Below are 19,541 nucleotides of genomic sequence, written 5' to 3'. Positions count from 1 at the left end.
CGTCAGCATCTGACCTTGAAGTGAGCCCGTCATGACCTCCCAAGCGCTAAGCCTCGTCGAAACCGCCGCCTTCATCGACGGCCTGTGGATCGAGGGAGACGACAGCTTCGACGTGACCAATCCGGCCGACGGGACGCTGATCGCCCAGGTCGCCGACCTGGGGGCCAGCGAGACGCGGGTGGCGATAGGGGCCGCGCACCGGGCCTTGCCGGCCTGGTCGGCCAAGACGGCCAAGGAACGCGGGGCGATCCTGCGCCGGTGGAGCGACCTGATGCTGGCCCACGCCGACGACCTGGCGCGGCTGATGACCGCCGAGCAGGGCAAGCCGCTGGCGGAGTCGAAGGGCGAGGTGGCCTATGGCGCGGCGTTCATCGACTGGTTCGCCGACGAGGCCAAGCGCGCCTACGGCCACACCATTCCAACGCCCATGCCGGGCAAGCGGCTGGCGTCGATCAAGCAGCCGATCGGCGTCTGCGCGGCCATTGCGCCGTGGAACTTCCCGATCGCCATGATCACCCGCAAGGTGGGGCCAGCGCTGGCCGCCGGCTGCACCGTGGTGGTCAAGCCGGCCGCCGAGACGCCGCTGTGCGCCCTGGCCATCGCCCGGCTGGCGGTTGAGGCCGGCGTGCCGGCCGGCGTGCTGAACGTCGTCACCGGCAAGGACTCGAGCGCCATCGGCAAGGCCCTGTGCGACGACAGCCGGGTGCGCAAGCTGTCGTTCACTGGCTCCACCCCCGTCGGCAAGATCCTGTACGAACAGTGCGCCGGCACGATGAAGAAGCTCTCTCTCGAGCTGGGCGGCAATGCGCCTTTCATCGTCTTCGACGACGCCGACCTGGAGGCCGCCGTCGACGGCGCGATCGCCAGCAAGTACCGCAATACCGGCCAGACCTGCGTGTGCGCCAACCGCCTGATCGTCCAGGCCGGCATCCACGATGCTTTCGTGGCGCGGCTAAGCGAGAAGGTTGACGTTCTGAAGGTCGGTAACGGTATGACCGAAGGGGTTCAGATCGGTCCCCTTATTAATGCGAAGGCAATGCGGAAGGTCGGAGACCTCGTCAACGAAGCGGTCCTCGCGGGCGCATATGTGACAGTCGGTGGCGGAGACGATCCCTTCGATCCGCAGCGGTTCTTCTCTCCTACGGTGCTTGTCAACGTGACGCCGGACATGCGCCTCTTCCAGGAAGAGATCTTCGGCCCGGTCGCCCCGATCGTGAAATTCACCACCGAGGAGCAAGCCATCGAACTGGCCAACGCCACGCCGTTCGGCCTGGCGGCCTATTTCTACAGCCGCGACGTCGGCCGCTGCTGGCGCGTGGCAGAGGCGATCGAGGCGGGCATGGTCGGCATCAACGAGGGCCTGATCTCGACGGAAGTCGCGCCGTTCGGCGGCGTGAAGGAATCGGGCCTGGGCCGCGAGGGGGCCTCCGAGGGTCTCGATGAGTATCTGGAGACCAAGTATCTGTGTTTCGGCGGGGTGGGATGATCCCAGCCTTCCTCGCCGCCGAACGCGCTCGCTTCCTCGCCGAGCATCCCCGTTCCGTCGCCATGGCCAAGGCCGCCGCTGCGGTCTGGCGCGGCGGAGCGCCGATGCACTGGATGAACGACTGGGCTTCGCCGTCGCCGATCTTCGCGGCGCAGGGCGTCGGCGCGCAGGTCACCGATGTCGATGGGCGGCTCTATGACGACTTCTGCCTGGGCGACACGCCGGCGATGTTCGGGCACGGCGACGCCTCGGTGGCGGCCGCCGTCGCCGACCAGGCCAGGCGCGGCGCGGGGTTCATGCTGCCGACCGCCTCGGCGGTGATCGTCGGCAAGCTCCTGGCCGAGCGGTTCGGCCTGCCGCTGTGGCAGGCGGCGACCACGGCCAGCGACGCCAACCGCGCGGCGATCCGCTGGGCGCGGGCGGTGACGCAGCGACCGGTGATCGTGGTGTTCGACGGCTGCTATCACGGCATGGTCGAGGATGCGTTCGTGGCGCTCAGCGACGGCGTCGCGACGATGAAGCCGGGCCTGCTGGGCCAGGTCCATGACCTGACGGCCACCACGCGCGTCGTGCCGTTCAACGACCTCGAAGCGCTGGAAGCCGCGCTGGCATCCGGCGACGTCGCCGCCGTGCTGGCCGAGCCGGTGATGACCAACTGCGGGATGATCCTGCCCGAGCCCGGCTTCCACGACGCCCTGCGCCGGCTGAGCCGCGACGCCGGGACCCTGCTGGTCATCGACGAGACCCACACCATGTCGACCGGTCCCGGCGGCTATACCAAGGCCCACGGCCTGGAGCCTGACATCTTCGTGCTGGGCAAGGCCGTCGCCGGCGGCGTGCCGGCCGCCGTCTGGGGCGTCACGGCAGAACTCTCGGCGCGGATGGACGAAGCGCAGCAGCAGATAGGCCCGGGCCAGTCCGGCATCGGCACCACGCTGTCGGGCAATGCGCTGGCCATGGCCGCCATGCGGGCCATGCTGTCGGAGGTGATGACCGACGCGGCCTACGCCAGGATGCTGGCCGGCGCCGCGCGGCTGGTGGCGGGCCTGGAAGGCGTCATCGCCGCGCGCGGCCTGCCGTGGTCGGTGGTCCATGTCGGCGCGCGGGTCGAACTGGTGTTCGCAAGCAATCCACCGAAGAACGCCGCCGCGATGCGAAAAGTGCTGGACCACGACCGTGTGGAAGCGCTGCATCTGTGGCTGATCAACCGGGGCGTGCTGATCGCGCCCTTCCACACCATGATGCTGGTCTCGCCCGTCACCGACGACGCGGCGATCGACCGGTTGGTCGCGGCCATTGACGGCTTCGCGATCGCGACGAGGGAAGCATGAGCCAAGTGGCCGACATCCAGGAATGCCGCGACTTCCTGGCCGCCCATCCGCAGGTCAAGTTCGTCGAGGTGTTCTTCACCAGCATGACCGGCGTGCCCCGCGGCAAGCGGCTGCGCGTGCACGAGCTGGAGGCGATCTACGAGTACGGCCGCTTCCTGCCCGGCTCGGTGCTGGTGATCGACACCACCGGAGCCGACTGCGAGGACACCGGTCTGGTCTGGGAAGACGGCGACGCCGACCGCCGCGCGCGGCCCGTGCCCGGGAGCCTGACCCTGGCCCCGTGGCTGGGCCCCGACGTCGCCCAGGTCATGCTGTCGATGTACGAGCTGGACGGGACGCCCAACGACCTGGACCCGCGCCACGTGCTGCAGCGTGTCCTGAACCGCTACGCCGCCGACGGCCTGACGCCCGTCGCGGCCTGCGAGCTGGAATACTACCTCGTCGATCAGCGGCGTGGTCCTGGCGGCCAGCTGATGCCGGCCAAGTCGATGCAGACCGGCCAGCATCCGACCGGCATCCAGGTCTATGGTCTGCCCGAACTGGAGGCCCACGCCCCGTTTCTGCGCGAGTTGTGGGACACCGCCGACATCCTGGGCGTGCCGCTGGAAGGCGCCATCTCGGAATTCGCCCCGGGTCAGGTCGAGCTGACCCTGAAGCACAAGCCCGACGCGCTGCGGGCCGCCGATGACGCCGTGCTGTACAAGCGCGCCGCCAAGGGCGTGGCCCTGCGCCACGGCTGCGAGGCGACCTTCATGGCCAAGCCGTGGAGCGACCGGGCCGGCAACGGCTTCCACGTCCATCTCAGCGTCAATGACGCGGACGGGAACAACCTTTGCGCCGCCGAGGATCTGGAGGGTTCGCCCCTGCTGAAGCAGGCGATCGCCGGCATGAAGGTTCTGCTGGGCGAGGGCATGGCGATCCTGGCGCCGAACGCCAACAGCTATCGCCGCTTCAAGGCCAACTCTTACGCGCCGGTGGCCCCGACCTGGGGCGTCAACAACCGCACCGTATCACTGCGCGTGCCGGCCGGTCCGCCAAAGACGCGTCATGTCGAGCACCGCGTGGCCGGGGCCGACGCCAATCCGTACCTGGTGCTGGCCGTGCTGCTGGCCAGCGCCCACCACGGCATCGCCAGTAAGCTGGATCCCGGCCCGGCGGTGGTCGGCGACGGCTATGCCGCGGCGGCCAAGGAAAACAGCCGGTTGCCGACCCACTGGTTCGCGGCCGTCGACCTGTTCGAGAAGTCCGACGTTCTGCGCGACTATCTGGGCGATCGCTTCGTGGACATGTTCGTGGCGGTAAAGCGTACGGAACAGGCGCGGTTCTTCGAGGTCGTCACCGAGCTGGATTTCGACTGGTACCTGCGCAACGCCTGACAAAAACTAGAACGAAACAGGAGGGAGTTTCGGATGGGTAGCTTTCAGAATGGCGCTTCGCGGCGCTCGCTTCTCACGGCCTTCGGCGCGGCCGCCATTGGCATGACCTTCACCGCCTGCGGCGAGAAGCCCAAGGCGACCCCCGGCGGCGAAGAAGCCAAGCTGAACTTCTACAACTGGGACACCTATATCGGCGAGACGACGCTGGGCGACTTCAAGAAGGCCTCGGGCGTCGACGTGAACATGAGCCTGTTCGCGACCAACGACGAGCTGTTCGCCAAGCTGAAGGCCGGCAATCCCGGCTTCGACGTCATCGTGCCGTCCAACGAGTTCGTGACCCGGATGGGCCAGGCCGGTCTGCTGGAGCCGCTGGACCATGCCAAGATCCCCAACCTGAAGAACGTCGATCCGACCTTCATGAACCCGGACTACGACCCGGGGCGGAAGTTCTCGATGCCCTACACCTGGCTGGCTCTGGGCATCGGCTATCGCAAGAGCAAGGTGAAGGGCGTTCCCGACAGCTGGAAGTGGCTGCTGGACAGCGACCAGTACAAGGGGCGCATCGCCCTGCTGTCGGAAAGCGCCGATCTGGTGCGGCTGTCGGCCAAGTATCTCGGCCACAGCGTCAACGACATCCCTGCCGACATGCTGGTGCGCATCGAGCAGATGCTGATCAAGCAGAAGCCGAACGTGAAGGCCTTCCACGACGACAACGGCCAGGATCTGCTGCTGTCGGGCGAGGTCGACCTGGTGCTGGAGTACAACGGCGACATCGCCCAGGTGATGAAGGAGGATCCGGACCTCGACTTCGTGATCCCCAAGGAGGGCAGCTTGCTGAACTCCGACACCCTGTGCATCCCGAAAGGCGCGCCGCGGCCCAACAACGCCCACGCCTTCATCAACTACCTGCTGGACGCGCAGGCCGGGGCCGAGATCAGCAAGACGATCCTCTACCCGACCCCCAATGCGGCGGCGAAAGCGCTGATGCCCGACGACTACAAGAACAATCCGGTGATCTTCCCGCCGGCCGCCATCCTGGCCAAGTGCGAGTACGGCGCGTTCGAGGGGGCCGAGAAGGCGAGCTTGTACGAGGAAGTCATCACCCGGGTGCGGGCGGCTTGATGCCGACGTAAATGCTCCCCCGCGTTGCGGGGGAGCTGTCGCGGAGCGACTGAGGGGGCAAATGCGGCCTAGGCCGGGCTAGCCCCCTCCGGCCCTCTGGGCCACCTCCCCCGCAACGCGGGGGAGGATCTTGGGAGACGGGGGACCTTGATGGAGCAATCCTGGAAACAGGCCAAGGCCGTCTTCGCCGCGGCGCTGGGACCGCCGCTGGTGTGGCTGGCGCTGTTCTTCCTGGCGCCGCTGGCGATCGTCTGGGCCTACAGCTTCGGCCACAACGATGGCCTGACGGAGATCGCCATCAGCGGCACTTTCGGCAACTACGCCCGGGCGATCGAGCCGCTGTACCTGAAGATCTTCCTGAAATCGGCCTGGGTCGCGGCCCTGACGACGGGCCTGTGCCTGGCAGTCGGTTTTCCGGTGGCGCTGGCCATCACCTTCGCCTCCGACAAGGCCAAGACCTGGCTGCTGCTGCTGATCATGCTGCCGTTCTGGACGAACCTCCTGATCCGGACCTACGCCCTGATCGCCGTGCTGCGCACCGAGGGCTACGTCAATCAGGGCTTTGAGTGGCTGTGGAACCTGGCGAGCGTTTTCGCGCCGCTGGGCGACTTCCAGCCGCTGCAACTGCTGCACAACAATTTCGCGGTGATCCTGGGCCTGGTCTACGTCCACCTGCCGTTCATGGTGCTGCCGCTCTATTCGGCGCTGGACCGGCTGGACAAGTCGCTGCTGGAGGCCAGTCTCGACCTGGGCGCCGGGCACCTGCGGACCCTGTTCAAGGTGGTCGTGCCGCTGGCCCTGCCGGGCATCGCCTCGGGGATCCTGATCACCTTCATCCCGGCGCTGGGCGCCTATCTGACGCCGGACCTGCTGGGCGGCCCCGACAGCCAGATGATAGCAAACGTCATCGAGCGCCAGTTCAAGCGCGCCAACGACTGGCCGTTCGGCGCGGCCATGTCCTTCGTGCTGATGTACCTGACCTTCATCGCCATCGCGATCCAGGCGCTGCTGGCGAAGAAGACGCCGGAGGCCAGGGGATGAGCAAGCGCAGCGCTCCTGGTCCCCTCGAATATCTCCGCCGCTGGCAGATGCAGGCCTGGCTGGCGGCCGTGGCGATATTTCTCTACGCGCCGCTGGTCGCGCTGATGGCGTTCAGCTTCAACGACAGCCGGCGCAACATCGTCTGGAAGGGCTTCACGCTCAAATATTACGACAAGCTGTTCAACGACTCCGCCCTTCTGGAGGCGTTCGGCAACAGCCTGACCATCGCGGCGGTCTCGACGGTGCTGAGCCTATTCCTGGGCGCGGCGGCGGCGCTCGTTTTGTGGCGCTTCCGGTTCCCCGGCAAGACGGCCCTGGACGGGGCGCTGGCCCTGCCGATCGTGGTGCCCGAAATCTGCATGGGCGTGGCCATGTTGGTGTTCTTCGCCCGGGTCATGCCGTGGCCGCAGGGGCTGCCGTGGCCGCTGAACCTCGGGGCGATCATCATCGCCCACGTGTCGTTCTCGTTTCCGTTCGTGGCGGTGGTGGTGCGCGCCCGCATGGCCAGCTTCAACCGCGAGATGGAGGAGGCCGCCCGCGACCTGGGCGCCGGCGAGTTCCGCACCATCAAGGATGTGATCCTGCCGCACATGGCCCCGTCGCTGGTGGCCGGAGCGCTCTTGGCCTTCACGCTCAGCCTGGACGACTTCGTCATCACCTTCTTCACCGCAGGGCCGGACACCGTGACCTTCCCGGTGAAGGTCTATTCGATGGTCCGCTTCTCGGTGACGCCGGAAGTCAATGCGGCCTCGACGGTGCTGATCGTGCTGACCGTGCTGCTGACCGCGGCGGCGCTGAAACTGCAGGGGGACCCGGCCGCAACCGCGGGGCATGGGGCGGGGGACGCTAAATGAGCAAGCCGATCATCACTTTCGAGAACGTCAGCAAACGGTTCGGCAAGATGACCGCCGTCGACGACGTCTCCCTGACCATCCACGAGGGCGAGTTCTTCTCGCTGCTGGGGCCGTCGGGCTGCGGCAAGACCACCCTGCTGCGGATGCTGGCCGGCTTCGAGACGCCCACCGAGGGCCGGATCCTGATCGACGGCCAGGACATCTCCAATACGCCGCCCAACAGGCGGCCGGTGAACATGGTGTTCCAGTCCTACGCCGTGTTTCCGCACATCAGCGTGGCCGACAACGTCGCCTACGGCCTGGTGGTCGACAAGGTCGCCAAGGCCGAACGCGACCGTCGCGTCGAAGAGGCGCTGGAGCTGGTGCAGCTGGGTGGCCTGGGCCACCGCAAGCCTGACCAGCTGTCGGGCGGCCAACGCCAGCGGGTGGCTCTGGCCCGGGCGCTGGTCAAGCGGCCGCGCGTGCTGCTGCTGGACGAGCCGCTGTCGGCCCTGGACGCCAAGCTGCGCGAGCAGATGCGCACCGAGCTGTGCACCCTGCAGGAGAAGGTCGGCATCACCTTCATCATGGTCACTCACGACCAGGACGAGGCCCTGGCCCTGGCGACGCGCTGCGCGGTGATGAGCCGGGGCGTGCTGCAGCAGGTCGCCACGCCCAATGACCTCTACGAATTCCCCGCCAGTCGGTTCGTGGCCGACTTCATCGGCAGCGTGAATCTGTTCGAGGGCGTGCTGGCCGTCGACGAACCCAGCCACGCAGTGATCCGCTCGCCCGATCTGCCGGTCGACATCTTCCTGGACCACGGCGTCACCGGCGCGCGCGGCGGCGCGGTCTGGGCGGCCATCCGGCCCGAGAAGATCGAGCTTCACAAGAAGGACGGCGACGCAGCCCCCAATCTCGGCGACGCGCCGAAGGGGACCAACGCGGTTGCCGGTGTCATCAAGCACGAGGCCTATCTGGGCGGCTCATCCACCTATGAAGTCGAGATCGCCAGCGGGCGCCGTGTGAAAGTCCAGCGCTCGAACCTGACCCGATGGGACCAGGAGGATTTCAAGCTGGGCGAGACGGTGTGGCTGTGCTGGCATGCGTGTTCGCCGGCTGTGCTGCTGAGCTGAGCTTTACGCGTTTCAAGCAAGAAGAAAGTTCGTCAGGAGCCACGATGACCGTCCCGATCCGCAACCACGACATCGCCGAGCTCAAGCGCCTGGATCTCGCCCACCACTTGCCAGCCCAGGCCGACCACAAGGTCATCGCGCAGATGGGCGGCAGCCGGATCATCACCCGCGCCGACGGCGTCTACATCCACGACGGAGAAGGCCACCAGATCCTGGACGGCATGGCCGGCCTGTGGTGCGTCAATGTCGGCTACGGCCGCAAGGAGCTGGCCGACGCGGCGTACGAGCAGATGCTGGAGCTGCCGTACTACAACACCTTCTTCAAGACCGCGACGCCGCCCACTGTGACCCTCGCGGCCAAGATCGCGCAGAAGATGGGCGATCACCTGACCCACGTGTTCTTCAACTCGTCGGGGTCGGAGGCCAACGACACGGTCTTCCGCCTGGTCCGCCACTACTGGAAGCTCAAGGAGCAGCCGCAGCGGAAGGTCTTCATCAGCCGCTGGAACGCCTATCACGGCTCGACCGTGGCCGGCGTCTCGCTAGGCGGCATGAAGCACATGCATGCCCAGGGCGACCTGCCGATCGATGGCGTCGAGCACGTCATGCAGCCCTATCTGTTCGGCGACGGCTTCGGCGAGGACCCGGCCGCCTTCCGCGATCGCGCGGTGCAGGAGATCGAGGACAAGATCCTTGAGGTCGGGCCCGAGAACGTCGCGGCCTTCATCGGCGAGCCGGTGCAGGGCGCGGGCGGGGTGATCATCCCGCCGGACGGCTACTGGCCGGCGGTCGAGGCGCTGTGCCGCAAGTACGGGATCCTGCTGGTCTGCGATGAGGTGATCTGCGGCTTTGGGCGGTTGGGCCAATGGTTCGGCCACCAGCACTACGGCATCAAGCCGGACCTGATCGCCATGGCCAAGGGCCTGTCGTCCGGCTACCTGCCGATCAGCGCCGTGGGCGTGGCGGACCACATCGTCGCCGAGTTGCGCGAAAAGGGCGGCGACTTCATCCACGGCTTTACCTATTCGGGCCACCCGACCTGCGCGGCCGTGGCGCTGAAGAACATCGAGATCCTGGAGCGCGAGGCCCTGGTCGAGCGCACCCGCGACGACACCGGACCCTATCTCGCCAAGGCGCTCGCCACCCTGAACGACCATCCGCTGGTCGGGGAGACCCGCTCGCTGGGCCTGATCGGCGCGGTCGAGATCGTCCGCGAAAAAGGCACGAACCTGCGCTTCCTCGACAAGGAGGGCGAGGCAGGCCCGATCGTCCGCGACCTATGTATCGAGGGTGGCCTGATGGTCCGCGCCATCCGCGACAGCATCGTCTGCTGCCCGCCGCTGATCATCACCCACGCCCAGATCGACGAGCTGGTGGCGATCATCCGCAAGGCGCTGGACGCAGCGGAGCCGGTGCTGCGAGCATTGAAGCCGGAGGTCGTCGCATGAAGCCCAAGCACAACAAGGCCAAGCGCGAGACGACGCTGGATCGGGGCGTCTCGACGCTGGAGGAAGCCCAGGCCTGGTTCGCGCGGCAGAGCATCGAGGAGATCGAGTGCGTCGTGCCCGACCTGGCCGGGGTGGCGCGCGGCAAGATTATGCCGGTGCGCAAGTTCTTAGGGACCCCTTCGATGAACCTGCCGCTGGCCGTGTTCTACCAGACCATCGCCGGCGAGTTTCCCGCCTTCGAAGGCTCGGTGACCGCGGTGCAGGCCGACACCGACATCTTCCTGACCCCGGACTTCGCCACCCTGGCCGCCGTGCCGTGGGCTCAGGACCCGACAGCCCAGGTGATCCACGACGCCTTCCACCCCGACGGCCGCCCCGTCGAGGAGGCTCCGCGCCAGGTGCTGCGCAGGGTGCTGGCGCTTTACGCCGAGAAGGGCTGGAACCCGATCGTCGCGCCGGAGATCGAGTTCTACCTGGTCGAGCGCAACACCGATCCGGACTATCCGCTCAAGCCGCCCATCGGGCGCTCGGGCCGTCCGGAGACGGGCCGCCAGGGCTATTCGATCAGCGCGGTCAACGAGTTCGACGCCCTGTTCGAGGACATGTACGAATATTCCGAGCGCCAGGGCCTGGAGATCGACACCCTGATCCACGAGAGCGGGGTGGCGCAGATGGAGATCAACCTGCGTCACGGCCATCCGCTGGAGCTGGCCGATCAGGTGTTCATGATGAAGCGCACCATCCGCGAGGCGGCGTTGGAGCACGAGATCTACGCCACCTTCATGGCCAAGCCGATGGCGTCGGAGCCGGGCAGCGCCATGCACATCCACCAGTCGATCGTCGACCGGAAGGGCCGTAACCTGTTCTCCGACGAGGACGGCGCCGAGACCGAGCTGTTCCACGGCTTCATCGGCGGCCAGCAGAAATACCTGCCGGCGATCATGGCCATCCTGGCGCCGTACGTGAATTCCTATCGCCGGATCGCGCGCGACAGCGGCGCGCCGGTCAACACCCAGTGGGGCTACGACAACCGCACCTGCGGCCTACGGGTGCCGCCGTCGGATCCGGCCAACCGCCGCCTGGAGAACCGCATCCCCTCGTCGGACGCCAATCCCTATCTGGCGATCGCGGCGGTGCTGGCCAGCGGCTATCTGGGCATGACCCAGAACCTCAAGCCCAGCGCGCCGGTGGCGACCGACGCCGGAGCCGAGGGCGTGCAGCTGCCGCGCAGCCTGTCGGAATCGCTGCATCTGTTCGAAGCCTGCCAGCCGCTGGTCGAGATCCTGGGACCGATCTTCTGCCAGGCCTATGACCGCGTGAAGCAGGCCGAGTACGAGACCTTCATGCGCACGATCAGCCCGTGGGAGCGGGAGTTCCTGCTGCTGAATGTCTGACGTCTACGGACAGGGGAACTGGTACGCGGCCTCCGCGAGCCAGGCTCCGGAGTTTCCGCCGCTGGCGGGGGATGTCTCGGTCGATGTCTGCGTCGTTGGCGCGGGCTTCACCGGCCTGGGCGCGGCCATGGCCTTGGCCGGGCGGGCGAACGTCGTGGTGCTGGAGGCTGGCCGGGTTGGCTGCGCGGCCACGGGGCGTAATGGCGGCCAGCTCCATACCGGCCAGCGGCGTGACCAGGCCTGGCTGGAAAAGGTCGTCGGCCGTGACGACGCCCTGGCCCTTTGGCGGCTGGCCGAGGACGCGCGAGCGCACTTCCGCACCCTGACCGATACGATCGACTGCGACTGGCGGCCGGGCATGATCCATGCCCGCCACAAGCCTGGCGGCGAGGCCGAGGACGCGGCCCACATCGCCCTGATGGCCGAGCGCTATGGCTACGACCAACTCGCGCTGATCGACGAGGCAGACCTCGCCGCCGAGCTGGGGACGAACGTCTATCACGGCGGCATGATCGATCGCGGCGGTGGCCATGTGCATCCGCTGAAGCTGGCGCTGGGCATGGCGCGCGGCCTGACGATCCACGAGAATACCCGGGCCGAGCGCTGGGGGCGTGAGGACGGCAAGATCGTCGTCGAGACGGTTCAAGGCCGGGTGATCTGCGACCAGCTGATCCTCTCCGGCGACGGTTCGCTGAACGCCATGGCCGGCCCGGCCCGCGCCCGGGTCATGCCGATCAACAACTTCATCGCCGTCACCGCGCCGCTGGGGGGGCTGGCCGACGAGATCATCCGCTCCGGCGCGGCGGTGTCGGACAGCCGCTTCGTCGTGAACTACTTCCGCAAGACCCCCGATGGCCGGTTGCTGTTCGGCGGCGGCGAGAACTATCGGCCCGGCTTTCCAAGCGACATCGCAGGGATGGTCCGGAAGAACCTCGCCAAGGTCTATCCGCAGCTGGCCGACATCCCGATCACCCATGCGTGGGGCGGAACCCTGGGCATCACGATGAGTCGCATGCCGTTCGTCGGCGAGATCGCGTCCAATGTCCGCGTGGCGTCCGGCTATTCCGGCCAGGGCGTGATGCTGGCGCCCTATGTCGGCAAGCTGCTGGCGCAGGCGGCGCTGGGCGACACGGCCGGCGTGGATCTGCTCTCCCGCGCGCCGACCCCGTCGTTTCCGGGCGGGCGGTTGCTGCGCTGGCCGCTGACGGTCGCAGGCTTGACCTGGTACGCCTTGAGGGATCGTCTCTAGTCAGGGCAGGGGAGGCCCTTCGACATGACGATCCGATCGCTGATCCTGGGCGCTTGCGCTCTCGTCCTGACCGCCGGCGCCGCCAACGCCCAGGCCGGCAAGAGCTGGCGTGATTTCCCGGGTGTTTCCAACACCAGCTATGTCGACGCCGCAGGCGAGCGGGCCTTGCAGCTGTCGATGGACATTCCCGCTGCGCCGCACGATGTGTTCCAGGCCTTCGCCACCGCCGAGGGCTTCAAACGCTGGGCGGTCGCCGTGGCGCGCGTCGACCTGCGCACCGGCGGCGAGATCGAGGCCAGCTACGACCCCAAGGCCGCGATCGGCGATCCGAACAACATCAAGAACCAGATCGTCACCTTTATCCCCGACCGGCTGCTGGTGATCCGCAACGTCCAGGCGCCCGCGGGCTTTCCAGGGAAGGACGCTTTCCAGAAGACCGTCACGGTGATCGAGTTCGAGGCGATCACGACGGGCACGCGGGTGCGGCTGACCAACACCGGTTACGGGACCGGCCCCGAAGCCGACACAGTCTACGGGCACTTCGAGTGGGGGAACGCCTACACCCTGGCCGAGCTGCGCAAGCGGTTCGCCGGAAACTGAGCGATCAAGGATCGGTCAGCGGTTCTTGGCCTCGTTCATGCATTGTGCATCGCAGCGCATTTCCGTTGTGCGATAGCGAAACAACTGTCATGTCAGCGTGGTTAGAACCATGTTGAGTACGTCCAAGGAGGTCGCCATGACCGAGAATCACTACTACGTCCGCCCGGTCGCCGGCGTGTGGCACGTGACCTGGAACGACTCGGCCGAACTGATCGGCTGCTTCCCCTCGCAACACGAAGCCGAAGGCCTGGCCCAGCTGCTGGCCCGACACATGCGCGCCCAGGGCCGCAAGGGCGAGGTCCATGTCGACGAGCCGGAAGAGCGCGTGCCCGCCTGGCGCCGCAACCGCGTCGCACATCAGATCGCGGCGGCCTAACCCCTTCGCTCATCCCCGCGAAAGCGGGGACCCAAGCGGGCTTTCGGCTCGCGGCAAGGCCCAGGATTTGGACTGCAATCTCAGCTTGGATCCCCGCTTTCGCGGGGATGAGCGGTGGTTGGGTTGCAGCAAGATTGTCACCGCCCCACCACCGACAGCCTGACCGCTGTCACGAAGTCCTTGTCGCGCAGGATCTCCCGCGCGGCGTTGCGGCCCGGATTGCCCGACACGCCGCCGCCAGGATGGGTCCCGGCGCCGCACATATAGAGCCCCTTGATCGGCGCGCGGTGGCTGGCGTGGCCCAGGAACGGCCGCGTCGCCCACAGCTGATCCAGCGACAGCCTTCCGTGCATGATGTCGCCGCCGATCAGGCCGAAGGTCCGCTCCAGATCCAGCGGCGACAGGATCTGGCGACCCAGCACCGAGGCCTTGAAGTTCGGCGCCCAGCGATCGACCGTGGCGATGATCAGGTCGGCCGCCGCCTCGCGCACCTCGTCCCATGAGTGACCGTTCGGCAGCTCCGGCGCGAACTGCTGGCAGAACAGGCTGGCCACGTGCTGGCCAGGCGGGGCCAGGGACGTGTCGATGGTCGAGGGGATCAGCATCTCGACGATCGGGGCCTTGCTCAGGCCCTCGGCCTTCGCGTCGCGATAGGCGGCGTCCATGTAGTCCAGGCTGGGGGCGATCACGATCCCGGCCTGGTGATGCTCAGCGGTCGCGGTTCCGGGCAGGCAGGTGAAGTCCGGCAGCTGCGACAGCGCCACGTTCATGCGGAACGTGCCCGAGCCGTTCTTGTAGCCGTCGACGGCGCGGCGGAAGTCGGCGGTCAGGGCCGAGGGCGGGACCAGCTTGCGGAAGAGCAGGGCCGGATTGACGTTGGCCGCCACGATCGGGGCCATCAGCTGCCGGCCGTCGACGAGCTGGACGCCTACCGCCTTGCCGGCGTCGACATGCACGCCCTCGACCGGGGTGTTCAGCAGGATTTCGACCCCGGCCGCGTCGCACGCTTTGCCCATCGCCTGGGTGATCGCGCCCATGCCGCCGACCGCGTGACCCCAGGCGCCCCTCTTGCCGTTCACCTCGCCGAAGGTGTGATGCAGCAGCACATAGGCCGAGCCCGGCGTGTCGGGACTGGCGAAGGCGCCGACCACGGAATCGAAGCCGAAAGCGGCCTTGACTGGGTCGCTCTCGAACCAGCCGTCCAGCATCTCGCGGGCGCTCTTGGTGAAGAGGTCGATCAGGTCGCGCTTGCGCTCGCGGGGCAGCATGGCCAAGCGCCCGCCCTGGCGTAGTGTGCGCAACAGGCCGGGCAGACCATCGCCCAGGTTCGGCGGCGTCTCTTGCGCCAACGCCCGCAGGACGTCGCCGATCTCGTCCAGCATGGCGTAGTAGGCCGGCAGGATCTCGGCGTCGCGGCGGCTGAACTTGCGGAACTCTTCTTGCGTCCGCTCCAGGCCGCCACCCAGCTTCAGATAGCGGTCGTCGGCCAGCGGCAGGAAGTTCGAGATCGGCCGCTCCAGGAAGGTCAGGCCCAGCTCGCGCAGGCCCATGTCGGCGATGACACGCGGGTTCAGCAGGCTGACCGTGTAGCTGGCCACCGAGTTGCGAAAGCCGGGGTGGAACTCCTCGGTCACCGCCGCGCCGCCGACGATGGGACGGGCTTCGCAGACGGTGACCTTCAGCCCGGCCTTGGCCAGGTAGAAGGCGCAGACGAGACCGTTATGGCCGCCGCCGATGATGACGGCGTCGCGGGAGGTGGGGGATGTCATGATGGGGAGGGTGCGGTGTGGCGAAGGGATGGGCAAGGGCTGCTTGCCCCCTCCGCGCTGACGCGCTCCTCCCCCGGAGGGGGAAGACGGATCACCGTCTGCCCCCCTTCGGGGGCGGACGACCTGCGTAAGCGGGTCAGGTGCGGGCCTGCGGCCGCTCCGCCTTCCCGCGCGCCGTCAGCCAGTACATCACCGGCGTCGCGACCCGGCTCAGCAGCGTGCTGGTGATCAGCCCGCCGATGATCGCGATGGCCAGCGGCGAGTAAAGGCCCGACTGTTCGAGCGCCAGCGGCAGCAGCCCGCCGATCGCCGTGACGCTGGTCAGCAGCACCGGCAGGAAGCGCACCTCGCCGGCCTTCTCGATGGCGTCGTGCAGGTTCATGCCTTCGCGGCGCAGCTGTTCGGTGAAGTCCACCAGCAGGATCGAGTTCTTAATCTCGATGCCGATCAGCGCGATCAGGCCGATGGTCGCCGTGAACGACAGCGAGTGGCCCGTCACGGCTAGCGCCAAGACAGCGCCGAACAGGCCGAACGGGATGATGCCCGCCACCACGAGCGCGGTCTTGAACTTCTGGAACTCCAGGACCAGCACGGCGAGAATGCCGAACACCGCCACCAGCACCGCTGCGCCCAAGCCGGCGAAGCTTTCTTCCTGCGCCTCGGCCTGGCCGCCCAGCGACAGGCGGTAGCCGGGAGGCATGGGGACCTCGCGGGCCAGGCGCGCGACGGCGTCTTCGTTGACCTTGGCGGTGAGGAAGCCCGTCCGCACGAACGAGGTCACTGTCACCGTCCGCTCGCGATCGAAGCGGTCGATGCGGGCGGGGCTGGACTTTAGGGTTGGCGCAGCGATCGCGCCCAGGGGAGCAGCCTCGCCGTCGGCCGTGGGAACATAGACGCCCTTCAGCGCCGAGAGCGGATTGCGGGCCGCGCCGTCGGCCTGGGCCATCGGCAGGCGCACCCGCACGGCATAGTCGTCGCCGTCGGCGTCGCGATAGCGGCTGGTTTCCTCGCCCGACAGCGCCAGTCGGGCCACGCGGCGGGCCGCGCCGGCCGGCACGCCCAAGGCGGCGGCCTTGGCCTCGTCGACGCCGAGGTCGAGGTCGGTGCGGTCCAGGCGGACGGGATTGTTGACGTCGCGCGTACCCGGGGTCGCCTTCAGCACGCCTTCGGTCCGCGCGGCCAGGGCCTTGAGGACTTCCAGGTTCTGGCCGGTGATGCGGATGGCGATCGGCGCATCGATCGGCGGGCCGTTCTCGAAGGCCACCACGCTGATCCGCGCGCCGGGATACTTGGCGAAGTCGCGGCGCAGGCCGTCCAGCATGGCCTCGCTGCGGCCGGGCCGCCAGGCGCCCATGCTGGCATAGACCTCGGCATAGGTCGTGGCGCTCTCACGCTGGCTTTGGTTGTAGAAGATCTGCGGGTTGCCGCGCCCCAGATTGTCAGCGCGCCACAGGATATCGGGCTCCTTGGCCAGGCGGGCGTCGACGAAGCGGAGGGCCTGGTCGGTGCGGGCCAGGGACGAGCCGTCCGGCGTCTCGATGCGGACCAGGAACTCCGGCGTCTCGGCCGAAGGGAATAGCGACGACCCGATCATCTTGGCCAGCGGCACGGTCGTGGCGCACAGGGCCAGCAGCAGGGCGAGCGTCAGCCAGGGCCGCGCCAGGGCCCGGTGCAGCACGGGGCTGTAGACGCGATGGATGAAGCCGTTGACCGCCTGCAACAGGGCGTTGCCCTCGGGATCGGAGTGCTTGTCCAGGATGCGGCTGGCCAGGAACGGGATGATGGTCAGCGACACGAAGAGGGACGCGCCCACCGTGCACAGCACCGTCACCGGCAGCGACTTGATGTAGGCGCCCGAGCCGGCGGGCAGGGCCATCAGCGGCAGGAAGGCCAGCATCAGGGTGGCCGTGCAGCCGATCACCGCCAGGCCGATCTGCTGTGTGCCGTTGATGGCCGCGGCGGTGCGTTCCTCGCCTTCTCGGATGCGGCGGGCGATGTTCTCGGTGATGACGATGCTGTCGTCGACCAGCAGGCCCAGCGACAGCACGAAGCCGGCGATCGACAGCTGGTTCAGGGTGAAGCCGAACGCCTGCAGCATCGTCAGGCCGATCAGCAAGGATAGCGGGATCGACACCATGACCACGATCCCGGCGCGCGGCCCCAGCGGCAGCAGGGTGATCAATACCAGAACCAGCGCAATGCCGAAGTCGCGGAACAGGTTCTGCAGCCGATGGTCGACATTGCGCGACTGGTAGAAGGCTTTCTCCAGCTTCACACCGGCCGGCAAGGTCTTGGCGTAGTCGTCCAGCACCTTGTCGACCGCTTGTGTGATCTTGCCGACGTCCTGGCCGTCTTTCTGGTTGACGGTCAGGAACACGGCGCGGCGGCCGTTGAAGCGGGTCAGATGGTTGGGCTCGGCCTGGGCCCAGGCCACGGTAGCGACGTCGCCGACACGCGTGACCTGGCCGCCGATGGCGCGCACCGGCGTGTTCTTGACCGTCTCGATGTCGCGGAAGGCCCCGCCGGACTTGACGTTGAAGCGTCGTTCTCCGGCCTGGACGGCGCCGATGGGCGCCTCGGCGCCGGCTTGGCGTAGGGCGTCGGCCACGGCCGAGGCCGGCAGGCGCAGGGCGGCCAGGCGGGCCAGGTCCAGGGTCACCTGCACCTCGGAGGCCGGCGCGCCCCAATAGCGGGCCTGGCGCACGCCGGGCACGCGGTCCAGCCGCTCGCGCAGGCGGTCGGCGACCTTCTCCAGGCGGCGCATCGGCAGGATGTCGCTGACCAGGGCGGCCTGGACGATCGACACCTCGGTGGTGCGCACCCGCTCGATCTCCAGCCGCTGGACGCCGGCCGGCAGGGCGCCGCGAATGGCGTTCACCTCGCGCACGACCTGGTCGAACTTGCGCTCGGTGTCGACGTCCCAGGTGAAGTGGATGCGGACGATCGCCGCGCCGTCGACGGCGGTGGACTCGACCTTGTCGATGTCGTCCAGCCCGTCGACCGCATCCTCGATCGGGTCGATGATCAGCTGCTCGACTTCCGAGGGCTCTGCGCCTGGCAGCACAGCGCGGACCAGCACGATCGGCACCGGGAAGTGGGGGTCTTCCGAGCGCGGCACGCTCAGGAAGGCGTTGACGCCCAGCATGACCAAGAGGCCGAAGGCGACCAGGGTGAACTGCCAGCGGCGGACGGCGAAGGCCGAGAGGTCGAACTTCACGACTAACGCCCCGTCGGGGCCGCGAGGGCCTTGGGATCGATGACCCGCACGGCCTCGCCATCGGCCACGAAGCCGGCGCCGGCGGTGATCACCCGCGTCCCGCCGGGCAGGCCGGAGACCAGGGCGTCGTCGCCGTCGAAGCCGCCGAAGGTCACGGCCGTGCGCCGGGCCTTGCCGCCGTCATAGCGCAGGACGAAGGCGCGCTGGCCGCTGGCCTCCAGCACCGCCTCGGCCGGGATGCGGGCGAAGGCGCTCGCCGTACCAGGCGCGGCGCGCACGGCCAGGGTCGCATGCGCCACCTGGCCGCTGCGCAAGGTCGGCGGGGGGGCCGAGATCTCGATCTCGACATTGATCGCGCCGGTGCGGGTGTCGGCGGCCTGGCCCACGCGGGTGACGCGGGCCGAGAGCGCCTGGTCGCCCAGCTCCTCGACGGTCACCTGGGCGGCGTCGCCGACCTGCACGCGGGCGGCGTCGCGGGCGGGCAGGGGCAGGCGCAGGATCAGCGGGCTGGAAAGGTCGGCGACCCGCGCCACCACCTGGCCGGCGGCGACTACCTCGCCGGCCTGGGCCTGGCGGGTTAGCACCACGCCCGAGACCGGCGAGACCAGGCTGGCCCAGCGGCGGTCGAAGCGGGCGGCGTCGTAAGACGCTTGGGCGGCCTTCAGCGCGCTCTGCCGGTCGTCGATGCGCTGGCGGGCGACGAAGCCCTTCTCGAACAGGGTCTTGTCGCGGTCGAGGTCGCGGCGGGCGCGCTCCAGGTCGGCGACGGTCTGTTGCTGGCGGGCGTCGACGCCCGCCGGATCGATGGCGGCGACCAGTTGGCCGGCGCTGACCCGGTCACCGGCCTCGACCTTCATCGCGGTCAGCACGCCGGGGATGCGGAACGACAGCGCCATCTCGCGCCGGCGTTCCAGCGCGCCCGCGCCGCCGACCGAGCCGCTGGTTCCGGGCGCGGCGACCAGCACGGCCTCGACCGGTGTCGGGGCGGCGGCGTCCTCGGTCTTGGGCTTGGCCCCACACGCAGAAAGCGCTGCCGTCGCCAGGACTGCCGCGGAAGCCAGCAACCGGTTGCGCCACATGGTCGGTTCCAAATCGATCGATGATAAGTTATCAGTGATCGATAGTGCGCGCTTGTCAAGCTTCGACAGCGATGCTGAAGGACG

15 protein-coding genes are annotated in these 19,541 nt (G+C 68.2%); 12 read left to right on the top strand and 3 right to left on the bottom strand.

The annotated features are described in order from the left end of the window. Window positions 1-31 precede the first annotated feature (31 nt). The 12 genes from E1H18_RS03615 (at window position 32) to E1H18_RS03560 (ending at window position 13,392) form a co-directional block, all read left to right on the top strand. The gene (locus E1H18_RS03615) at window positions 32-1,486 is read left to right on the top strand and encodes an NAD-dependent succinate-semialdehyde dehydrogenase (RefSeq protein WP_172263714.1); all 1,455 of its coding nucleotides are present in this window, start codon (window positions 32-34) and stop codon (window positions 1,484-1,486) included. Next, on the top strand, window positions 1,483-2,817 hold the full coding sequence (locus tag E1H18_RS03610) for an aspartate aminotransferase family protein (RefSeq protein WP_172263713.1): 1,335 nt from the start codon (window positions 1,483-1,485) through the stop codon (window positions 2,815-2,817). Before E1H18_RS03615 ends, E1H18_RS03610 begins: the two co-directional genes overlap by 4 nt. Further along, window positions 2,814-4,193 carry a glutamine synthetase family protein gene (locus tag E1H18_RS03605; protein WP_172263712.1) on the top strand — a complete coding sequence of 460 codons (1,380 nt, stop codon included), beginning with the start codon at window positions 2,814-2,816 and terminating at the stop codon, window positions 4,191-4,193. The genes E1H18_RS03610 and E1H18_RS03605 overlap by 4 nt, the downstream gene beginning before the upstream one ends. A 33-nt stretch (window positions 4,194-4,226) precedes the next feature. Beyond that, window positions 4,227-5,315 (top strand): PotD/PotF family extracellular solute-binding protein, encoded by a 1,089-nt coding sequence (locus E1H18_RS03600; RefSeq protein WP_172263711.1) that lies wholly within the window; start codon window positions 4,227-4,229, stop codon window positions 5,313-5,315. Window positions 5,316-5,465: 150 nt separating this feature from the next. Further along, window positions 5,466-6,356 carry an ABC transporter permease gene (locus E1H18_RS03595; protein WP_172263906.1) on the top strand — a complete coding sequence of 297 codons (891 nt, stop codon included), beginning with the start codon at window positions 5,466-5,468 and terminating at the stop codon, window positions 6,354-6,356. After that, on the top strand, window positions 6,353-7,210 hold the full coding sequence (locus E1H18_RS03590; protein WP_172263710.1) for an ABC transporter permease: 858 nt from the start codon (window positions 6,353-6,355) through the stop codon (window positions 7,208-7,210). Before E1H18_RS03595 ends, E1H18_RS03590 begins: the two co-directional genes overlap by 4 nt. After that, window positions 7,207-8,325, top strand: a complete 1,119-nt coding sequence (locus E1H18_RS03585; protein ID WP_172263709.1) for an ABC transporter ATP-binding protein — start codon at window positions 7,207-7,209, stop codon at window positions 8,323-8,325. The genes E1H18_RS03590 and E1H18_RS03585 overlap by 4 nt, the downstream gene beginning before the upstream one ends. Before the next feature lie 44 nt (window positions 8,326-8,369). Beyond that, window positions 8,370-9,773, top strand: a complete 1,404-nt coding sequence (locus tag E1H18_RS03580; protein WP_172263708.1) for an aspartate aminotransferase family protein — start codon at window positions 8,370-8,372, stop codon at window positions 9,771-9,773. Continuing rightward, a complete protein-coding gene (locus tag E1H18_RS03575) occupies window positions 9,770-11,167 on the top strand; it encodes a glutamine synthetase family protein (RefSeq protein WP_172263706.1) in 1,398 nt (465 codons plus the stop codon). The genes E1H18_RS03580 and E1H18_RS03575 overlap by 4 nt, the downstream gene beginning before the upstream one ends. After that, complete coding sequence (locus E1H18_RS03570) at window positions 11,160-12,416, top strand: FAD-binding oxidoreductase (protein ID WP_172263704.1); 1,257 nt, start codon at window positions 11,160-11,162, stop codon at window positions 12,414-12,416. The genes E1H18_RS03575 and E1H18_RS03570 overlap by 8 nt, the downstream gene beginning before the upstream one ends. Before the next feature lie 24 nt (window positions 12,417-12,440). Continuing rightward, a complete protein-coding gene (locus tag E1H18_RS03565) occupies window positions 12,441-13,016 on the top strand; it encodes an SRPBCC domain-containing protein (RefSeq protein ID WP_172263702.1) in 576 nt (191 codons plus the stop codon). A 136-nt stretch (window positions 13,017-13,152) separates the two neighbouring features. Continuing rightward, window positions 13,153-13,392 carry a hypothetical protein gene (locus tag E1H18_RS03560; protein ID WP_172263700.1) on the top strand — a complete coding sequence of 80 codons (240 nt, stop codon included), beginning with the start codon at window positions 13,153-13,155 and terminating at the stop codon, window positions 13,390-13,392. 137 nt (window positions 13,393-13,529) lie between these two features. Here E1H18_RS03560 and E1H18_RS03555 read toward each other — a convergent pair whose 3' ends face one another. From E1H18_RS03555 to E1H18_RS03545, 3 genes are all read right to left on the bottom strand, one after another. Continuing rightward, window positions 13,530-15,161, bottom strand: coding sequence for an NAD(P)/FAD-dependent oxidoreductase (locus E1H18_RS03555; RefSeq protein WP_172263698.1), 1,632 nt, complete (start codon window positions 15,159-15,161; stop codon window positions 13,530-13,532). 136 nt (window positions 15,162-15,297) lie between these two features. Further along, window positions 15,298-18,378 (bottom strand): efflux RND transporter permease subunit, encoded by a 3,081-nt coding sequence (locus tag E1H18_RS03550; RefSeq protein ID WP_172263696.1) that lies wholly within the window; start codon window positions 18,376-18,378, stop codon window positions 15,298-15,300. A gap of 2 nt (window positions 18,379-18,380) precedes the next feature. Next, on the bottom strand, window positions 18,381-19,469 hold the full coding sequence (locus E1H18_RS03545; RefSeq protein WP_370526406.1) for an efflux RND transporter periplasmic adaptor subunit: 1,089 nt from the start codon (window positions 19,467-19,469) through the stop codon (window positions 18,381-18,383). Window positions 19,470-19,541 lie beyond the last annotated feature (72 nt).

It is taken from the genome of Caulobacter sp. RHG1 (assembly GCF_013181195.1).
Lineage (GTDB): Bacteria > Pseudomonadota > Alphaproteobacteria > Caulobacterales > Caulobacteraceae > Caulobacter.
Note: the sequence above shows the minus strand (reverse complement) of the source record. Positions and strands in the feature narration are given on the sequence as shown.

Excerpts from the sequence above, each read along its gene's own strand:
- E1H18_RS03615 (WP_172263714.1), top strand. The coding sequence starts at position 32 with ATGACCTCCCAAGCGCTAAGCCTCGTCGAAACCGCCGCCTTCATCGAC.
- E1H18_RS03610 (WP_172263713.1), top strand. The coding sequence starts at position 1,483 with ATGATCCCAGCCTTCCTCGCCGCCGAACGCGCTCGCTTCCTCGCCGAG.
- E1H18_RS03605 (WP_172263712.1), top strand. The coding sequence starts at position 2,814 with ATGAGCCAAGTGGCCGACATCCAGGAATGCCGCGACTTCCTGGCCGCC.
- E1H18_RS03600 (WP_172263711.1), top strand. The coding sequence starts at position 4,227 with ATGGGTAGCTTTCAGAATGGCGCTTCGCGGCGCTCGCTTCTCACGGCC.
- E1H18_RS03595 (WP_172263906.1), top strand. The coding sequence starts at position 5,466 with ATGGAGCAATCCTGGAAACAGGCCAAGGCCGTCTTCGCCGCGGCGCTG.
- E1H18_RS03590 (WP_172263710.1), top strand. The coding sequence starts at position 6,353 with ATGAGCAAGCGCAGCGCTCCTGGTCCCCTCGAATATCTCCGCCGCTGG.
- E1H18_RS03585 (WP_172263709.1), top strand. The coding sequence starts at position 7,207 with ATGAGCAAGCCGATCATCACTTTCGAGAACGTCAGCAAACGGTTCGGC.
- E1H18_RS03580 (WP_172263708.1), top strand. The coding sequence starts at position 8,370 with ATGACCGTCCCGATCCGCAACCACGACATCGCCGAGCTCAAGCGCCTG.
- E1H18_RS03575 (WP_172263706.1), top strand. The coding sequence starts at position 9,770 with ATGAAGCCCAAGCACAACAAGGCCAAGCGCGAGACGACGCTGGATCGG.
- E1H18_RS03570 (WP_172263704.1), top strand. The coding sequence starts at position 11,160 with ATGTCTGACGTCTACGGACAGGGGAACTGGTACGCGGCCTCCGCGAGC.
- E1H18_RS03565 (WP_172263702.1), top strand. The coding sequence starts at position 12,441 with ATGACGATCCGATCGCTGATCCTGGGCGCTTGCGCTCTCGTCCTGACC.
- E1H18_RS03560 (WP_172263700.1), top strand. The coding sequence starts at position 13,153 with ATGACCGAGAATCACTACTACGTCCGCCCGGTCGCCGGCGTGTGGCAC.
- E1H18_RS03555 (WP_172263698.1), bottom strand. The coding sequence starts at position 15,161 with ATGACATCCCCCACCTCCCGCGACGCCGTCATCATCGGCGGCGGCCAT.